13 protein-coding genes are annotated in these 18,044 nt (G+C 62.8%); 1 reads left to right on the plus strand and 12 read right to left on the minus strand.

Annotated features, from left to right (window positions below):
* Window positions 1-21: 21 nt before the first annotated feature.
* From rplW to rpsJ, 4 genes are read right to left on the minus strand one after another with little or no spacing between them, the layout of a single operon-like run.
* Complete coding sequence (gene rplW, locus NMQ03_RS15095; RefSeq protein ID WP_011692807.1) at window positions 22-327, minus strand: 50S ribosomal protein L23; 306 nt, start codon at window positions 325-327, stop codon at window positions 22-24.
* Window positions 324-944 (minus strand): 50S ribosomal protein L4, encoded by a 621-nt coding sequence (gene rplD, locus NMQ03_RS15100; protein ID WP_175316316.1) that lies wholly within the window; start codon window positions 942-944, stop codon window positions 324-326. The genes rplW and rplD overlap by 4 nt, the downstream gene beginning before the upstream one ends.
* Before the next feature lie 4 nt (window positions 945-948).
* The gene (gene rplC, locus NMQ03_RS15105; RefSeq protein ID WP_255172844.1) at window positions 949-1,599 is read right to left on the minus strand and encodes a 50S ribosomal protein L3; all 651 of its coding nucleotides are present in this window, start codon (window positions 1,597-1,599) and stop codon (window positions 949-951) included.
* Between the two features lie 17 nt (window positions 1,600-1,616).
* Window positions 1,617-1,925 carry a 30S ribosomal protein S10 gene (gene rpsJ / locus NMQ03_RS15110; protein ID WP_255172845.1) on the minus strand — a complete coding sequence of 103 codons (309 nt, stop codon included), beginning with the start codon at window positions 1,923-1,925 and terminating at the stop codon, window positions 1,617-1,619.
* A gap of 396 nt (window positions 1,926-2,321) precedes the next feature.
* Here rpsJ and NMQ03_RS15115 point away from each other — a divergent pair, with 396 nt between their 5' ends.
* The gene (locus tag NMQ03_RS15115) at window positions 2,322-3,758 is read left to right on the plus strand and encodes a GH1 family beta-glucosidase (RefSeq protein ID WP_255172846.1); all 1,437 of its coding nucleotides are present in this window, start codon (window positions 2,322-2,324) and stop codon (window positions 3,756-3,758) included.
* Between the two features lie 24 nt (window positions 3,759-3,782).
* Here the strand turns inward: NMQ03_RS15115 and NMQ03_RS15120 are convergent, their stop codons facing one another.
* From NMQ03_RS15120 to rpoB, 8 genes are all read right to left on the minus strand, one after another.
* Entirely contained in the window at window positions 3,783-5,033 is a 1,251-nt protein-coding gene (locus NMQ03_RS15120) for an Nramp family divalent metal transporter (RefSeq protein ID WP_255172847.1), read from the minus strand.
* A 106-nt stretch (window positions 5,034-5,139) separates the two neighbouring features.
* The gene (locus tag NMQ03_RS15125; RefSeq protein ID WP_255172848.1) at window positions 5,140-5,265 is read right to left on the minus strand and encodes a hypothetical protein; all 126 of its coding nucleotides are present in this window, start codon (window positions 5,263-5,265) and stop codon (window positions 5,140-5,142) included.
* 162 nt (window positions 5,266-5,427) lie between these two features.
* A complete protein-coding gene (gene tuf / locus NMQ03_RS15130) occupies window positions 5,428-6,618 on the minus strand; it encodes an elongation factor Tu (RefSeq protein WP_141159762.1) in 1,191 nt (396 codons plus the stop codon).
* A 255-nt stretch (window positions 6,619-6,873) separates the two neighbouring features.
* On the minus strand, window positions 6,874-8,988 hold the full coding sequence (gene fusA / locus NMQ03_RS15135; protein ID WP_255172849.1) for an elongation factor G: 2,115 nt from the start codon (window positions 8,986-8,988) through the stop codon (window positions 6,874-6,876).
* 67 nt (window positions 8,989-9,055) lie between these two features.
* The gene (rpsG, locus tag NMQ03_RS15140; RefSeq protein WP_003803829.1) at window positions 9,056-9,526 is read right to left on the minus strand and encodes a 30S ribosomal protein S7; all 471 of its coding nucleotides are present in this window, start codon (window positions 9,524-9,526) and stop codon (window positions 9,056-9,058) included.
* A 1-nt stretch (window position 9,527) separates the two neighbouring features.
* Window positions 9,528-9,902, minus strand: a complete 375-nt coding sequence (rpsL, locus tag NMQ03_RS15145) for a 30S ribosomal protein S12 (RefSeq protein WP_009358312.1) — start codon at window positions 9,900-9,902, stop codon at window positions 9,528-9,530.
* Between the two features lie 378 nt (window positions 9,903-10,280).
* Window positions 10,281-14,180 carry a DNA-directed RNA polymerase subunit beta' gene (locus NMQ03_RS15150; protein WP_159631358.1) on the minus strand — a complete coding sequence of 1,300 codons (3,900 nt, stop codon included), beginning with the start codon at window positions 14,178-14,180 and terminating at the stop codon, window positions 10,281-10,283.
* A gap of 104 nt (window positions 14,181-14,284) precedes the next feature.
* Window positions 14,285-17,794, minus strand: coding sequence for a DNA-directed RNA polymerase subunit beta (gene rpoB, locus NMQ03_RS15155; RefSeq protein ID WP_255172850.1), 3,510 nt, complete (start codon window positions 17,792-17,794; stop codon window positions 14,285-14,287).
* Window positions 17,795-18,044 lie beyond the last annotated feature (250 nt).

Consider the following 18,044-nt stretch of genomic DNA (forward strand, 5'->3'; position numbering starts at 1 on the left):
TCCTCGTTAAAGTGGTCTCCGCTACGCGAGCGGACCGCCGAAGATGTCGATGGTGCCTTCTTTGAGGGTGACAATCGCACGCTTGGTGTTCTTGCGGGTACCCCATCCGAATTTGGTGCGCTTGCGCTTACCGGCACGGTTGATGGTGTTGATCGATTCGACCTTGACGGAGAAAATCTTCTCCACGGCCAGCTTGATCTCGGTCTTGTTCGAACGAGGGTCCACCAGGAAGGTGTACTTGCCCTCGTCGATCAGGCCGTAGCTCTTTTCCGACACGACGGGTGCAAGCACGACGTCGCGGGGATCCTTGATGGTGGCTGCACTCACTTGGCATCCTCCTCGTTCTTAGCTGCCTTAGCGGCAACGAATGCGTCGTAGGCAGCCTTGGTGAAGACAACGTCATCAGAGACGAGAACGTCGTAGGTGTTCAGCTGGTCTGCGTACAGAACGTGAACGCCGGCGAGGTTGCGCACGGACAGTGCAGCAACGTCGTTATCGCGCTCGATGACGACCAGCAGGTTCTTGCGGTCGGAAACACCGCGGAGCGTTGCCAGTGCGTTCTTGGCGGAGGGCTTGGTGCCTTCAACCAGGTCAGCGACAACGTGGATACGACCGTTGCGGGCCCGGTCAGACAGTGCGCCGCGCAGTGCAGCAGCAATCATCTTCTTGGGGGTGCGCTGGCTGTAGTCACGCGGGGTGGGACCGTGGACAACGCCACCGCCGGTCATGTGAGGAGCACGGATGGAACCCTGACGGGCGCGGCCGGTGCCCTTCTGCTTGAACGGCTTGCGTCCTGCACCGGAAACTTCAGCGCGGGTCTTGGTCTTGTGGGTTCCCTGGCGGGCAGCAGCGAGCTGGGCAACGACAACCTGGTGCAGCAGCGGCACGTTGGTCTGAACGTCGAAGATCTCTGCAGGCAGGTCAACCTGGACAGTGTTAGCCATTGAACTAGGCTCCCTTCACGGCGGTGCGTACGAAGACGACCTGGCCACGGGCACCGGGAACGGCACCCTTGATAAGGAGCAGCGACTTCTCGACGTCGACCGCGTGAACCGTGAGGTTCAGCGTGGTGTGACGAACGGCGCCCATGCGGCCGTCCATTTTCATGCCCTTGAAGACGCGGCTCGGGGTGGATGCGCCACCGATTGAACCGGGCTTACGGTGGTTCTTGTGGGCACCGTGGGAAGCGCCAACGCCGTGGAAGCCGTGACGCTTCATGACACCGGCGAAGCCCTTACCCTTGGTGGTCCCGACGACGTCGATCTTCTGGCCGGCTTCGAAGAGCTCTACAGAGAGCTCCTGGCCCAGCTCGTACTCGGCAGCATCTGCGGTACGAAGTTCGACGACGTGGCGGCGAGGCGTGACGCCTGCCTTTTCAAAGTGACCAGCCAGCGGCTTGGTGACCTTGCGGGGATCGATCTGGCCGTAGCCGATCTGAACGGCGACGTAGCCATCAACTTCTGCGTTGCGCAGCTGGGTGATGACGTTCGAGTCTGCCTGGACCACAGTGACGGGGATGAGCTTGTTGTTCTCGTCCCAGACCTGGGTCATGCCGAGCTTCGTGCCCAGCAGGCCCTTTACGTTACGGGTTGCGGTCATAGTCTCTCAGCACCTCCCTACAGCTTGATTTCGATGTTCACGTCAGTAAGCAGGTCGAGACGCATGAGCGAGTCAACAGCCTTCGGCGTGGGATCGATGATGTCGATAAGACGCTTGTGCGTGCGCATTTCAAAGTGCTCGCGGCTGTCCTTGTACTTGTGCGGAGAGCGGATAACGCAGTACACGTTCTTCTCCGTCGGCAGCGGCACGGGGCCAACTACCGTTGCGCCTGCGCGCGTGACCGTCTCAACGATCTTCCGTGCTGAAACGTCAATGACCTCGTGGTCGTATGACTTCAGCCGGATGCGGATTTTTTGTCCCGCCATGTCGCCTGACTCTCTTTCAGTCTGTGCTTCCCCGGTTTAGGGCTGCCCTGTTCACTTACTCGTTGTATGGCTGCCGAAGCATTTGAGGTCGTAACCACCATCCGCCGCACAAACTGAATCCGGATAAATCCGGGTTCCTCACCTTGCCGTCGCAACCGACCCCCGCGGTCGGGCGTGTCGCGCTGAACACGCATACAAATCCGCAATTCCATTGGGGTGGGTTATGTTTGGTCTTCAACTTGGACCCTGCACCCGGCATTATCCGGATCGGGACGCGAAGAAGCGCTTGAACAACTCATCTAGTATGCCGGAAAAGCCTGGCAGATGCGAATTGGCTTCGCTTCGTCCCCCTCACGCCCCATTGCCGTGGAAAGGAACGGGCTGGATGATAGGGGCATGACCCTGGAAGGCACTGAATCGGTGACGGAACTGGCCGGGCGCGTGCCGCCGTCGTTTACCCTGGGCGTCGCAGCTGCGGCGTTCCAAATAGAAGGCGCACTGAAGGCGGGCGGCCGCGGACCGTCCGGGTGGGATGCCTTCGCAGAGAAGCCCGGCGCCATCATGGACGGGCACTCCCCCGCCGTGGCGTGCGACCACTACAACCGCCTGCCCGAGGATGTTGCGCTGCTCAAGCAGCTGGGCGTTGACTCCTACCGGTTCTCGCTTTCCTGGCCACGCATCCAGCCCGACGGCCGCGGCACTTTCAATGCCGAAGGCCTGGACTTCTACGACCGCCTGATCGACCAGCTCCTCGATGCCGGCATTTCCCCCATGGCCACCCTGTACCACTGGGACACCCCCTTGCCGCTGGAACACCGCGGCGGCTGGCTGAACCGGGACACTGCCGATAGGTTCGGTGACTACGCCCGGGCCGCCGGTGAGCGGTTCGGCGACCGAGTGGACCAATGGGTTACCCTCAACGAACCCGTCTCGGTCACCCTCAACGGCTATGCCCTGGGGGTGCACGCGCCGGGACGCAAATTGATGTTCGATGCCCTTCCCGCCATCCACCACCAGCTTCTGGCGCACGGGCTCGGCGTGCAGGCGCTGCGGGCGGCCGGAGTGGCCGGTGGCGTTGGCCTGACCAACCTGCACTCCCCCGTCAGGCCCGCCACACGGAAGATCGGCGACCGGCTCGTCGCACACCTGTACGACCTCCTCATGAACAGGATCTACGCTGATCCCGTCCTGCTGGGCCGCTACCCCTCACTGCCCTTGTACGCCAAGCCGTGGCTGCGCTCCATCGGCAGGATCTCCGACGCCGACCTCAAGACCATCCACCAGCCCCTGGACTTCTACGGGCTCAACTACTACTTCCCGGTGAAGGTGGCCCTGGGACCGGGCATCACACCCATGCCCGCGGACATGCACAAGGAAGTGGCCAAGCTGCCCTTCCACGAAGTGGGGTATCCGGAATACGGCAGCACCGGCTTCGGGTGGCCGGTTGCCCCGGAGCACCTGGGGGTTCTGCTGCGGGAAATGCGGGACCGGTACGGGGAGGCCCTCCCGCCGCTGTACATCACCGAGGGCGGGGCCAGCTTTCCTGAACCCGACAGGGTTTCAGAGACGCTGGAGGACACGGACCGCGTGGAGTATCTGGCTGCGCATCTGGGGACGGCGCTTGAGGCCACGGCTCCCGGCGGCATGGCAGAGGGCGTTGACCTGCGCGGCTATTACGTGTGGACACTGATGGACAATTTCGAGTGGGCCGCCGGCTACTCGCAGCGTTTTGGCCTGGTGCACGTGGACTTCGATTCACTGGAGCGGACCCCGAAACGTTCCTTCTACTGGTACCAGGCGCTGTCCCGCGCCCGGGGCCACCGGCAGGACTAGCCGGCGGGTGGCTGGCCGGTCACGTCAATGGACGCCCAGCACTGTGAGGAAAATCAGCACGCAGTTCAGGCCCACGATGAGCGTGGCGCTCGTCCAACCCGCGATCCGAAGCAGTTTCGAGTCCGCGTGGATGCCCATCACCTTGCGGCTGCCGGTGAGGCGGATCAGCGGAATCAGCGCGAACGGAATGCCGAAGCTCAGGAGGACCTGGCTGAGGACCAGGGCCAGCGTAGGTTCAACGCCGGCGCCCAGGACCAGCAGAGCCGGGATCAGGGTGAGCGTGCGGCGGATCAGCAGCGGAATCCTGACCTTGAGCAGGCCGCCCATGATGGTGGCCCCCGCGTAGCACCCCACCGACGTGGATGCCAGGCCCGAGGCCAGGAGGCCTATGGCGAATGCGACGCCGATGACGGGCCCCAGTGCCGACGTCACGGCTGCGTGCGCACCGGCGATGGTGTCCGTCCCCTCAACTCCGCGAAGGCTGGTAGCGGCCAGCAGGAGCATGGCGATATTGACGATTCCGGCAAGCAGCAGGGCACCGGCGACATCCACGCGGGTGGCGCGGATCAACCGTGTCCTGACCGCCGGATCCTCTGAGAAGCCGTGGCGGTCCCTGGCCAGGGCCGAGTGCAGGTAGATCGCGTGAGGCATGACAGTCGCCCCGAGCATGCTGGCGGCGAGCAGGACGGTGTCGGTTCCCTCGAAGCGTGGCACAAGGCCGGCGAGGGCACCACCGGCATCCGGCGGCGCGACGAACAGGCCTGAAACAAACCCGACGGCGATGACGCCAAGCAGGGTCAGGATGGCAAGCTCAAAGGACTTCTGGCTCCGGTTTGACTGCAGTGCCAGCAGCAGCATGGACGCCAGGCCGATGATGAACCCGCCCGTCAGCAGGGGCAGGCCGAACAGAAGGTTGAGCGCGACGGCGCCGCCAATGACTTCCGCCATATCCGTTGCCCCGGCAACGATCTCAGCCTGCACCCAGTAGGCGCGGCGCCGGTCGGTTCCCAGGCGTTTGCCGAGGATTTCCGGCAGGCTCATTCCGGTGGCCAGACCCAGCTTGGCTGACTGGTACTGGATCAGCACCGCCATGGCATTCGCTGCCACCAGAACCCACACGAGCAGGTACCCGAAGTTAGCGCCGGCGGTCAGGTTGGCCGCCACGTTCCCCGGGTCCACGTACGCGATGGCGGCCACGAACGCGGGCCCGAGCAGCAGGAGGCGGGACCACACTCTGGTGGTGGCGGATTCCGCGGCCAATGTTAAAACAGCCATCACGTGTCCTCGTCGTTGCGGGCGTCAATAAGACGAGGATACCGCGAATTTAGGTATACCGAAAAGTAGGAATAAGGGGCACCAGCGAAGGAGCCTGCAACTCCTCCTACTGGTTCTTGTTTGCCCTGTTGATCCGCTTGGCCCGGTCAATCTCGTGCCGGAAATTCCTTTTGACCCAGAACACCCCGCCCACGACGGCCACCGCGACGATCAGGAAAATAAGCCAGCCCATGATGATCTCCTTTCAGTGCTGCAACAGTATCAGTGGCCACTCCCCCAGCACCCGCAGGGTCCTGCCGAAAGGGCAAAAGAAAGCCCCGCTGCTTGGAGCAGCGGGGCTTTCTTTGTGGATTCAGCGCGGGCCGGTGCCCGGCGGATCCTTGATCAGCAAGTACTACTTGATGATCTTGGTGACGCGTCCCGAACCAACGGTGCGGCCGCCTTCGCGGATAGCGAAGCCGAGGCCCTCTTCCATAGCGATGGGCTGGATGAGCGCAACGGTCATCTCAGTGTTGTCGCCAGGCATAACCATTTCCGTGCCCTCGGGCAGGGTGATAACGCCGGTTACGTCCGTGGTACGGAAGTAGAACTGCGGGCGGTAGTTGGAGTAGAACGGGTTGTGACGTCCGCCTTCGTCCTTGGAGAGGATGTAGACGTTAGCCTCGAAGTCGGTGTGCGGGGTGATGGAACCCGGCTTGACGACAACCTGGCCACGCTCGACATCGTCGCGCTTCAGACCGCGGAGCAGCAGGCCACAGTTCTCGCCGGCCCATGCTTCGTCGAGCTGCTTGTGGAACATCTCGATACCGGTAACCGTGGTCTTCTGGACCGGGCGGATGCCGACGATCTCGACCTCGGAGTTGATGGCGAGGGTTCCACGCTCGGCGCGGCCCGTAACAACGGTGCCACGGCCGGTGATGGTGAAGACGTCTTCGATCGGCATCAGGAACGGCTTGTCACGGTCACGTACGGGGTCCGGAACGGACTCGTCGACAGCAGCCATCAGGTCCTCAACGGACTTGACCCACTCGGGGTCGCCTTCCAGGGCCTTCAGGCCTGAAACGCGGACAACCGGAGCGTTGTCGCCATCGAAGCCCTGCGAGCTGAGGAGCTCACGAACTTCCATTTCGACGAGGTCGAGGAGTTCCTCGTCATCGACCATGTCAGCCTTGTTCAGTGCGACCAGCAGGTAGGGAACACCAACCTGGCGGGCCAGCAGAACGTGCTCGCGGGTCTGAGCCATCGGGCCGTCGGTAGCGGCAACCACGAGGATTGCGCCGTCCATCTGGGCAGCACCGGTGATCATGTTCTTGATGTAGTCAGCGTGGCCGGGGGCGTCAACGTGTGCGTAGTGACGCTTCTCGGTCTGGTACTCCACGTGGGAGATGTTGATGGTAATACCGCGCTGACGCTCTTCGGGTGCAGAGTCGATCGACGCGAAGTCACGCTTCTCGTTGAGATCCGGGTACTTGTCGTACAGCACCTTGGAAATGGCGGCCGTCAGCGTCGTCTTACCGTGGTCAACGTGACCAATGGTGCCGATGTTGACGTGCGGCTTAGTCCGCTCGAACTTTGCCTTTGCCACAGGTTCCTCCTAGAACGTTTTCAAATAGCTTGCCCTCCAGCCGCGCTTATCGCGGTAGAACTCAGGCAAGTCTACTTGGGGGGCTTTGGATTGGTGAAATTGCAGATTCAGGAACTAATACTAATCCCCTGAGCCTGTTCGTGCAGGGGCCGGAATCCGGCCGGATCACTCCGGCCGGCCCGGCCACCTGCACCGGCCACGCTGTCCGCTGGCAGACAGCGCCACCGAGGTGTTCGCTTCGAAAGTCCGGAAGGACTACTCGCCGCGGGACTTCTGGATGATCTCGTCGGCAACTGCCTTCGGGACCTCGGCGTAGCTGTTGAACGTCATGGAGTACACAGCGCGGCCCTGGGTCTTCGAGCGCAGGTCGCCGATGTAGCCGAACATGCCGGACAGCGGAACGTGCGCACGGATGACCTTGACGCCCTGTGCATCTTCCATGGACTGCATCTGGCCACGGCGGGAGTTGAGGTCACCGATAACTTCACCCATGTATTCCTCAGGGGTGCGGACCTCGACATCCATCAGCGGTTCGAGCAGAACCGGGTTCGCCTTGCGTGCAGCTTCCTTGAAAGCCATACGGCCGTCGATCTTGAACGCCATTTCCGAGGAGTCAACATCGTGGTACGCGCCGTCGATCAGCGTGGCCTTGATGCCAACAACCGGGTAGCCGGTCAGGACGCCGTCGTTCAGTGCATCCTGGATGCCCGCGTCAACAGACGGGATGTACTCGCGGGGAACGCGGCCACCAGTGACCTTGTTCTCGAACTCGTACAGCTCGCCCTCGGCGGTGTCCAGCGGCTCGATGGCAATCTGGATCTTTGCGAACTGACCCGAACCACCGGTCTGCTTCTTGTGCGTGTAGTCGTGGCGTTCGACGGCGCGCTTGATGGTTTCGCGGTAAGCAACCTGGGGCTTGCCCACGTTGGCCTCAACCTTGAACTCGCGGCGCATGCGGTCCACCAGGATGTCCAGGTGGAGCTCGCCCATGCCGGCGATGATGGTCTGGCCGGTGTCTTCGTTGAGGGACACCTGGAAGGTGGGGTCCTCAGCGGAGAGCTTCTGGATGGCCGTAGAGAGCTTCTCCTGGTCACCCTTGGTGTTCGGCTCGATGGCAACCGAGATCACGGGCTCCGGGAAGCTCATGGACTCGAGCACAATCTGGTTGCTGGCATCGCACAGGGTGTCACCGGTGGTGGTGTCCTTCAGGCCGATGGCTGCGTAGATGTGGCCGGCGGTAGCGCCCTCAACGGGCATTTCCTTGTTGGCGTGCATCTGGAACAGCTTGCCGATGCGCTCCTTCTTGCCCTTGGTGGAGTTGACCACCTGGGCGCCTGCTTCCACGTGACCGGAGTACACGCGGATGAAGGTGAGCTGGCCGAAGAAGGGGTGGGCCGCAATCTTGAACGCCAGGGCCGAGAACGGCTCTTCAGCGGAAGGCTTGCGGGTCAGTTCCTTCTCTTCGTCGCGAGGGTCGTGGCCGACCATCGGGGGGACGTCGAGCGGGTTCGGCAGGTAGTCCACAACCGCGTCGAGCATGGGCTGAACGCCGCGGTTCTTGAACGCGGAGCCGCAGAAGATCGGGTAGAGCTCGGAGTTGATGGTCATCTTGCGGATGCCGGCCTTGAGCTCGTCAATCGAGATCTCTTCACCCTCGAGGTACTTCTCCATGAGTTCCTCGGAGGACTCGGCGACGGTCTCAACGAGGTTCGCGCGGTACTCCTCGGCCTTTTCCTGGAGGTCAGCCGGGATCTCGCGGATCTCGTACTTGGCACCCATGGTCACGTCGCCCTTGGCGTCGCCGGGCCACACCAGTGCACGCATGTAGAGCAGGTCCACGACGCCGATGAAGTCGTTCTCAGCGCCGATGGGCAGCTGCATGACCAGCGGCTTGGCACCGAGGCGGCTGATGATGGTGTCTACGGTGAAGTAGAAGTCAGCACCGAGCTTGTCCATTTTGTTGACGAAGCAGATACGCGGAACGTTGTACTTGTCAGCCTGGCGCCAAACAGTCTCGGACTGCGGCTCAACGCCTTCCTTGCCATCGAAGACGGCAACTGCACCGTCGAGGACGCGCAGGGAGCGCTCCACCTCAACCGTGAAGTCCACGTGGCCGGGAGTGTCGATGATGTTGATCTGGTTGTTTTCCCAGAAGCAGGTCACGGCGGCAGACGTGATGGTGATGCCGCGTTCCTTTTCCTGTTCCATCCAGTCGGTGGTCGAAGCGCCGTCGTGCGTTTCGCCGATCTTGTGGTTCACACCCGTGTAGAACAGGATGCGCTCGGTGGTGGTGGTCTTGCCGGCATCGATGTGGGCCATGATGCCGATGTTGCGGACCTTACTAAGGTCGGTAAGCACGTCCTGTGCCACGGGGTCTCCTTTTGGGATGGACTACACGTTCGCCGCCGCTCGGTTGGTAAGCGGCGCCCGGGGAGTATTACCAGCGGTAGTGTGCGAAGGCCTTGTTGGACTCGGCCATCTTGTGGGTGTCTTCGCGACGCTTCACAGCGGCACCGAGACCGTTCGACGCGTCCAGGATTTCGTTCTGGAGGCGCTCGGTCATCGTCTTCTCGCGGCGGGCCTTGGAGTAGCCAACCAGCCACCGCAGGGCGAGTGCGGTGGAGCGGCCCGGCTTGACCTCAACCGGAACCTGGTAGGTGGCGCCACCGACACGGCGGGAGCGGACCTCGAGGGAAGGCTTGACGTTGTCCATGGCCTTCTTCAGGGCTGCAACGGGGTCGCCGCCGGACTTGGCGCGTGCGCCTTCGAGTGCACCGTAGACGATGCGCTCCGCCGTGGACTTCTTGCCGTCAACGAGTACCTTGTTGATGAGCTGGGTTACCAGCGGGGAACCGTATACCGGATCCGAAACGAGCGGCCGCTTGGGGGCCGGACCCTTGCGAGGCATATTACTTCTTCTCCATCTTTGCGCCGTAGCGGCTGCGGGCCTGCTTACGGTTCTTCACACCCTGGGTATCGAGGGCGCCACGGACGATCTTGTAGCGGACACCCGGGAGGTCCTTAACACGACCACCGCGAACGAGCACAATGGAGTGCTCCTGCAGGTTGTGGCCAACACCGGGGATGTAGGCGGTAACTTCCACGCCGCCGTTGAGGCGCACACGTGCCACCTTACGGAGAGCCGAGTTCGGCTTCTTCGGGGTGGTGGTGTAGACGCGGGTGCAAACACCGCGGCGCATGGGGCTGCCCTTAAGCGCGGGAGCCTTGGTCTTTGAGACCTTAGGCGTGCGGCCCTTACGGACCAGCTGGTTAATCGTAGGCACTCTCGTGTTCTCCGTTTTATCCGGAGTGGCTGTTTCCGGCCACTCTCCTGTTGCGTTGCCCCGCCGCCCGGGCCCTGAAGGGAATCTCCATGGCGGCGAAGGCGAAGCCTTAATAGTCGGATCGCACACCGGCACGAAACGTACATTCCTGCAGTTCCCTAGGCATGCAAAAATGTGGCATACGTTGCACAAGAACCCTGCAAACCGGAAACGTCGCTCTGGTCCAGCTTCTCAGCTGATACCGGCGCACTCATCCACTGCCACAATAACAATTGGTAACAAGTCTAGCATGGACGGGCTCCATGCCTTAATCGGCGGGTTAAACGGGGATGGTCCCCCACCTTTCGGTGCGGGACCATCCGTCGTCAAGCTTCCGGATCAGCGGAAGTCGTTGCCCAGGTCGTAGTCATCCAGCGGGATGGCGTGGAACTCGGGAGCTCCGTCACCGCCCAGGGTGTCGTACGAGAAGTCACTGAATGCGCTGGGGCCGGTGAACAGGTTGGCCTTTGCTTCCTCAGTGGGCTCCACGGTGACCTCGGTGTAGCGCGGGAGGCCCGTGCCGGCCGGGATCAGCTTACCGATGATGACGTTCTCCTTCAGGCCGAGCAGCGGATCGCTCTTGCCTTCCATGGCCGCCTGCGTCAGGACGCGGGTGGTCTCCTGGAAGGAAGCTGCCGACAGCCAGGACTCGGTGGCCAGCGACGCCTTGGTGATGCCCATGAGTTCAGGACGTCCGGAAGCCGGAGTCTTGCCCTCGGACACAACGCGGCGGTTGGCGTCCTCGAAGCGGCTGCGCTCGGCGAGCTCGCCGGGCAGCAGGTCCGATTCGCCGGACTCGATGACCGTGACGCGGCGCAGCATCTGGCGGACGATAACCTCGACGTGCTTGTCGTGGATACCAATGCCCTGGCTGCGGTACACGCCCTGCACTTCGTCCACGAGGAACTTCTGTGCCGCACGCGGGCCCATGATGCGCAGGACCTGCTTGGGGTCGACCGGGCCGTTGATCAGCTTCTGGCCAACGGAGACGTGGTCGCCGTCTTCGATCAGCAGGCGTGAACGGCGGAGGACCGGGTAGGCGATCTCTTCCGTTCCGTCATCCGGGGTGATGACCAGGCGCATCTGGCGCTCGGACTCTTCGATGGTGATGCGGCCGGCTGCTTCAGCAATCGGGGCAACACCCTTCGGAGTACGGGCTTCGAAGAGCTCCTGGATACGGGGCAGACCCTGGGTGATGTCGTCGCCACCACCGGCGGAAACAGCACCACCGGTGTGGAACGTACGCATGGTCAGCTGGGTACCGGGCTCACCGATGGACTGTGCGGCAATAATGCCCACGGCCTCGCCGATGTCCACGGTCTTGCCGGTGGCCAGCGAGCGGCCGTAGCACAGGGCGCAGGTGCCGACGCTGGACTCACAGGTGAGTACGGAGCGGACCTTGACCTCGGTGATGCCTGCCTTGAAGAGCTCGTCGATCACAACGTCGCCGCAGTCGGTGCCGGCGGCTGCGAGGACGTTGCCCTCGGAGTCCACGACGTCGACAGCCAGCGTACGTGCGTAGGCGCTGTTCTCGACGTTCTCGTCCAGGACCAGCTCACCGTTGGAATCGGCGACGGCGATGGGCGTGACCAGGCCACGCTCGGTGCCGCAGTCCTCTTCGCGGACGATGACGTCCTGCGAGACGTCCACCAGTCGACGGGTCAGGTAACCCGAGTTGGCGGTACGCAGTGCGGTATCGGCCAGGCCCTTACGGGCACCGTGCGTGGCGATGAAGTATTCCAGCACCGACAGGCCCTCGCGGTAGGAGGACTTGATGGGGCGCGGGATGATCTCACCCTTCGGGTTGGCCACCAGGCCACGGATACCCGCGATCTGGCGGACCTGCATCCAGTTACCACGGGCACCGGAGGACACCATGCGGTTGATGGTGTTCATCGGGGACAGGCTCTCACGCATCACCGAGGCGATGTCGTTGGTTGCCTTGTTCCAGATCTCGATCAGTTCCTGGCGGCGCTCGTCGTCGTCGATCAGGCCCTTGTCGTACTGGCCCTGGATCTTGGCGGCGCGCTCCTCGTACCCTGCAAGGATTTCCGGCTTGGCAGCGGGAACCTCGATGTCGGAGATGGCGACGGTGACGCCCGAGCGGGTGGCCCAGTAGAAACCGGCATCCTTCAGGTTGTCCAGCGTTGCCGCGGTGACGACCTTGGGGTAGCGCTCGGCGAGGTCGTTGACGATCCGGGACAGTTCGCCCTTGTCGGCAACGGCTTCAACCCACGGGTAGTCCTCGGGCAGGGTCTGGTTGAACACAACCTGGCCCAGGGAGGTCTGGACGAGCGCCGGCTGACCGGGCTCCCAGCCTTCCGGGGCTTCCCAGCCGGCGTAGGGAACGAATCCTTCGAGCCGGATCTTGACCTGCGAGTTCAGGTGCAGCTCGCGTGCATCGAAGGCCATGATGGCTTCCGATACGGAGGAGAAGATCCTGCCTTCGCCGGCCGAGCCCTTGCGCTTGGTGGTCAGGTGGTACAGGCCGATGATCATATCCTGCGAAGGCAGGGTGACCGGGCGGCCGTCAGAGGGCTTCAGGATGTTGTTCGAGGACAGCATCAGGATGCGGGCCTCAGCCTGCGCCTCGGGGCTCAGCGGCAGGTGGACTGCCATCTGGTCGCCGTCGAAGTCGGCGTTGAACGCGCCACAAACCAGCGGGTGCAGCTGGATTGCCTTGCCTTCAACAAGCTGCGGCTCGAACGCCTGGATGCCCAGGCGGTGCAGGGTAGGTGCACGGTTGAGCAGCACCGGGTGTTCGGTGATGATCTCTTCGAGCACGTCCCAGACCTGCGGGCGGTAGCGCTCCACCATCCGCTTTGCCGACTTGATGTTCTGGGCGTGGTTGAGGTCAACCAGGCGCTTCATTACGAACGGCTTGAAGAGCTCCAGGGCCATCTGCTTGGGCAGGCCGCACTGGTGCAGCTTCAGCTGCGGACCGACGACGATGACCGAACGGCCCGAGTAGTCGACGCGCTTGCCGAGGAGGTTCTGGCGGAAACGGCCTTGCTTGCCCTTGAGCATGTCGCTCAGGGACTTGAGCGGACGGTTGCCAGGTCCGGTGACCGGGCGGCCGCGGCGGCCGTTGTCGAAGAGGCTGTCAACAGCTTCCTGAAGCATGCGCTTCTCGTTGTTGACGATGATCTCCGGAGCACCCAGGTCAAGCAGGCGCTTGAGGCGGTTGTTGCGGTTGATCACGCGGCGGTACAGGTCGTTGAGGTCGGAGGTCGCGAAGCGGCCACCGTCCAGCTGGACCATGGGGCGCAGTTCCGGCGGGATCACCGGGACGGCGTCGAGGACCATGCCGAGCGGGCTGTTGTTGGTGGTCAGGAATGCGTTGACCACCTTGAGCCGCTTGAGGGCGCGGGTCTTGCGCTGGCCCTTGCCGTTGGCGATAACGTCGCGCAGCAGGTCGGACTCGGCCTGCATGTCGAAGTTCTCGAGGCGCTTCTTGATCGCCTCGGCACCCATGGAGCCTTCGAAGTACATGCCGTAGCGGTCGCGCAGTTCGCGGTACAGGCCTTCGTCACCTTCGAGGTCGGCGACCTTCAGGTTCTTGAAGCGGTCCCAGACCTGCTCGAGGCGCTCGATGTCGGCGTCGGCACGCTTGCGCACGTTGGCCATCTGGCGGTCGGCGGAGTCGCGGGCCTTCTTCTTGTCGGCAGCCTTGGCGCCTTCGCCCTCAAGGCGTGCAATTTCGCCTTCAAGGTCGCGGGCGATCGCGGCGATGTCGGCGTCGCGGTTGTCGATCAGCTGCTTCTTCTCGATGTCGTGCTCAACCTGCAGGTTGGGCAGTTCCTCGTGGCGGGCAGCCTCGTCGACGCTGGTGATCATGTAGGCAGCGAAGTAGATGACCTTTTCGAGGTCCTTCGGCGCCAGGTCAAGGAGGTAGCCCAGGCGGGACGGAACACCCTTGAAGTACCAGATGTGGGTAACGGGGGCGGCCAGTTCGATGTGGCCCATGCGCTCACGGCGGACCTTGGCGCGGGTGACTTCAACGCCACAGCGCTCACAGATGATGCCCTTGAAGCGCACGCGCTTGTACTTGCCGCAGTAGCATTCCCAGTCCCGGGACGGGCCGAAGATCTTCTCGCAGAAGAGGCCGTCCTTCTCGGGCTTGAGCGTGCGGTAGTTGATGGTTTCCGGCTTCTTAACCTCGCCGTACGACCAGCCGCGGATGTCTTCCGCGGTGGCGAGGCCGATCTGCATGAGGCCGAAGGAGGATTCGCTGGACATATGGTCCCTGTTCTCTCTTGTTCTCTAAATTCTGAAGTCTTGGTGCGGGATGAGGGAGGTGGGGTTCGACGGCGGGTACGCACCCGCCGTCGAACGCCCGCCTGCTAAACCTCTTCTACGGAGCTGGGCTCTGCGCGAGACAGATCGATGCCCAGTTCTTCCGCAGCCGTGAAGACTGCGTCATCAGAGTCACGCATTTCAATTGTGGTTCCGTCCGTGGAAAGAACTTCCACGTTCAGGCACAGCGACTGCATTTCCTTGATCAAGACCTTGAAGGATTCGGGAACGCCCGGCTCGGGGATGTTCTCGCCCTTGACGATCGCTTCGTAGACCTTCACACGACCGTGGATGTCATCGGACTTGATCGTGAGGAGTTCCTGGAGGGTGTAGGCGGCGCCATAAGCTTCGAGCGCCCACACTTCCATTTCACCGAAGCGCTGGCCACCGAACTGTGCCTTACCACCCAGCGGCTGCTGCGTGATCATGGAGTACGGGCCGGTGGAGCGTGCGTGGATCTTGTCGTCCACCAGGTGGTGGAGCTTCAGGATGTACATGTAGCCGACCGAGATCGGATCCGGGAACGGCTCGCCGGAGCGGCCGTCAAACAGGCGGGTCTTGCCCGAGGAGTTGATCAGGCGGTCACCGTCGCGGGTCACGTTGGTGGAATCCAGCAGGCCCGTGATTTCCTCTTCGCGGGCACCGTCGAACACCGGCGTGGCAACAGTGGTGGGACCACTCTCGCGCGGCAGGTTCGGCAGCTGCTTGACCCACTCGGGCTCGCCTTCGATCTTCCAACCGGTCTTGGCAACCCAGCCGAGGTGCGTTTCGAGCACCTGGCCCACGTTCATACGGCCCGGAACACCCAGCGGGTTCAGGACGATGTCAACGGGGGTGCCGTCGGCGAGGAAGGGCATGTCCTCGATCGGGAGGATCTTGGAGATAACACCCTTGTTGCCATGGCGGCCGGCGAGCTTGTCGCCGTCGGTGATCTTGCGCTTGGCGGCCACGTAGACGCGGACCAGCTGGTTCACGCCCGGGGGCAGCTCGTCGTCGTTGTCGCGGTCGAAGACGCGCACGCCGATGACGGTTCCGGACTCGCCGTGGGGAACCTTCAGGGAGGTGTCGCGGACTTCGCGGGACTTCTCACCGAAGATGGCGCGCAGCAGGCGCTCTTCCGGAGTCAGCTCGGTTTCACCCTTCGGGGTGACCTTTCCGACCAGGATGTCCCCTGCTTCAACCTCGGCACCGATGTGGATGATGCCGCGCTCGTCCAGGCCTGCCAGGACTTCCTCGGACACGTTGGGGATGTCACGGGTGATTTCCTCGGCACCAAGCTTGGTGTCGCGCGCATCGATCTCGTGCTCCTCGATGTGGATGGAGGAAAGGACGTCCTCGGCAACGATGCGCTGCGAGAGGATGATGGCGTCCTCGAAGTTGTGGCCTTCCCATGACATGAATGCCACGAGCAGGTTCTTGCCCAGTGCGAGTTCACCCTGGTCCGTTGCCGGGCCGTCGGCGATGATGCCGCCAACTTCCAGGCGCTGGCCTTCGTTGACCAGGACGCGGTGGTTGTAGCAGTTGCCCTGGTTGGAGCGGGCGAACTTGTTGATGCGGTAGTTGGTCTCGGTGCCGTCGTCGTTGAGCATGATGACGAGCTCGGCGGAAACCTCGGTGACCACACCGGCCTTCTTGGCGATGACCACGTCACCGGCGTCGACGGCGGCGGCGCGCTCCATGCCGGTGCCCACGAAGGGGGCCTCGGAACGGACCAGCGGCACAGCCTGGCGCTGCATGTTGGCACCCATGAGTGCGCGGTTGGCGTCGTCGTGCTCCAGGAACGGGATCAGGGCCGTAGCCACGGACACCATCTGGCGCGGGGAAACGTCCATGAACTCGACGTCTGCGGCCGGAACCAGGACGGGCTCGCCTCCACCACCGCGGGCACGGACCAGGACGGTCTCTTCGGCGAACTTCTTGTTCTCGTCGAGCGGGGCGTTGGCCTGGGCGATCAGGACCTCGGCCTCGTCGTCGGCCGTCAGGTACTGGACGTCGTCGGAAACGACGCCGTCCTTGACCAGGCGGTACGGGGTCTCGATGAAACCGAACGGGTTGATGCGGCCGTAGGAAGCCAGCGAACCGATCAGACCAATGTTCGGGCCTTCAGGGGTTTCGATGGGGCACATACGTCCGTAGTGGGACGGGTGCACGTCACGGACTTCCATGCCGGCGCGGTCACGGGACAGACCACCGGGGCCAAGGGCCGACAGGCGGCGCTTGTGGGTCAGGCCCGAGAGCGGGTTGTTCTGGTCCATGAACTGCGACAGCTGGGAAGTTCCGAAGAACTCCTTGATGGCTGCAACCACGGGGCGGATGTTGATCAGGGTCTGCGGCGTGATGGCCTCGACGTCCTGGGTGGTCATACGCTCGCGGACAACGCGCTCCATGCGGGACAGGCCGGTGCGGACCTGGTTCTCGATGAGCTCGCCAACGGCGCGGATGCGGCGGTTGCCGAAGTGGTCGATGTCGTCGATCTCGACGCGCAGGTCCACTTCCTGGCCATCGCGGGTGCCCTTGATGGTCTTCTCGCCGGCGTGCAGCGCGACGAGAAACTTGATCATGGCGACGATGTCTTCAACGTGCAGGACAGAGGCTTCCTTGTCGCCAAGGGAGCGGTCGATGCCAAGCTTGCGGTTGATCTTGTAGCGGCCAACCTTGGCCAGATCGTAGCGCTTGGAGTTGAAGTACAGGTTGTCCAGCAGGGACTGGGCAGCCTCGACGGTGGGCGGCTCGCCCGGACGCAGCTTGCGGTAGATGTCCAGCAGGGCGTCTTCGCGGGTTTCGGTGGCGTCCTTCTCCAGGGTTGCCCGCATGGAGTCGTACTGGCCGAACTCTTCGAGGATCTGGCCTTCGGTCCAGCCCAGGGCCTTCAGCAGGACCGTGACGGACTGCTTGCGCTTGCGGTCGAGGCGGACACCGACCTGGTCGCGCTTGTCGATCTCAAGCTCGAACCATGCACCGCGGGACGGGATGATCTTCGCGGTGAAGATGTCCTTGTCGCTGGTCTTGTCGGCGGCGCGCTCGAAGTAGGCGCCCGGCGAACGGACCAGCTGGGAGACGACGACACGCTCGGTGCCGTTGACGACGAAGGTGCCCTTCTCGGTCATCAGGGGGAAGTCACCCATGAACACGGTCTGCTGCTTGATTTCGCCCGTGTTGTTGTTCATGAACTCGGCCTTGACGTACAGCGGAGCCGAGTACGTTGCGTCCCGGTCCTTGCACTCAGCCATGGTGTACTTGGGGTCAGCGAACTCCGGATCGGAGAAGCTCAGGGACATGGTGCCCTGGAAGTCCTCGATCGGGGAGATCTCTTCGAAGATGTCCGACAGGCCGGACGTGGTGGCGACGCTGAGATCGTTTTCTTCGACAGCCTTTGCCACGCGCGCCTGCCAGCGCTCATTGCCGACCAGCCAGTCAAAGCTGTCCGTCTGCAGGGCAAGCAGATTCGGAACGTCAAGGGGTTCGTGAATCTTTGCGAATGAGAGCTTACGAGTGGCACCATCAGTGCTGTCGGCAGTGTTAGCGGTTTCGTTATTAGAGGTGCTCGAGGCGACCAAGAGGGATCCTTCCACAGACCTTCAGGCGTTTTCAGATCTCCCCCGCTGTGCACCCTGCGAAGTGACTCCGCAGCGCTACCATCCGGTTCCGCTATATGACCCGGGGCCTGAACTGACTATGCTGTGACCGTGGTTACGGCACGTTGATTGCCAGCTGCCAGGCAAAGCCCACCGCTATATGAAGGCTGAAGGTAAACAGGGAAGACGCAAATATCTACGATACGGCAAAATAACCTACGTGTCTACCCCA

Origin of the sequence: Arthrobacter sp. DNA4 (genome assembly GCF_024362385.1) — a bacterium.
Lineage (GTDB): Bacteria > Actinomycetota > Actinomycetes > Actinomycetales > Micrococcaceae > Arthrobacter.

Excerpts from the sequence above, each read along its gene's own strand:
- rplD (WP_175316316.1), bottom strand. The coding sequence starts at position 944 with ATGGCTAACACTGTCCAGGTTGACCTGCCTGCAGAGATCTTCGACGTT.
- rplC (WP_255172844.1), bottom strand. The coding sequence starts at position 1,599 with ATGACCGCAACCCGTAACGTAAAGGGCCTGCTGGGCACGAAGCTCGGC.
- rpsJ (WP_255172845.1), bottom strand. The coding sequence starts at position 1,925 with ATGGCGGGACAAAAAATCCGCATCCGGCTGAAGTCATACGACCACGAG.
- NMQ03_RS15115 (WP_255172846.1), top strand. The coding sequence starts at position 2,322 with ATGACCCTGGAAGGCACTGAATCGGTGACGGAACTGGCCGGGCGCGTG.
- NMQ03_RS15120 (WP_255172847.1), bottom strand. The coding sequence starts at position 5,033 with ATGGCTGTTTTAACATTGGCCGCGGAATCCGCCACCACCAGAGTGTGG.
- NMQ03_RS15125 (WP_255172848.1), bottom strand. The coding sequence starts at position 5,265 with ATGGGCTGGCTTATTTTCCTGATCGTCGCGGTGGCCGTCGTGGGCGGG.
- rpsG (WP_003803829.1), bottom strand. The coding sequence starts at position 9,526 with ATGCCTCGCAAGGGTCCGGCCCCCAAGCGGCCGCTCGTTTCGGATCCG.
- NMQ03_RS15150 (WP_159631358.1), bottom strand. The coding sequence starts at position 14,180 with ATGTCCAGCGAATCCTCCTTCGGCCTCATGCAGATCGGCCTCGCCACC.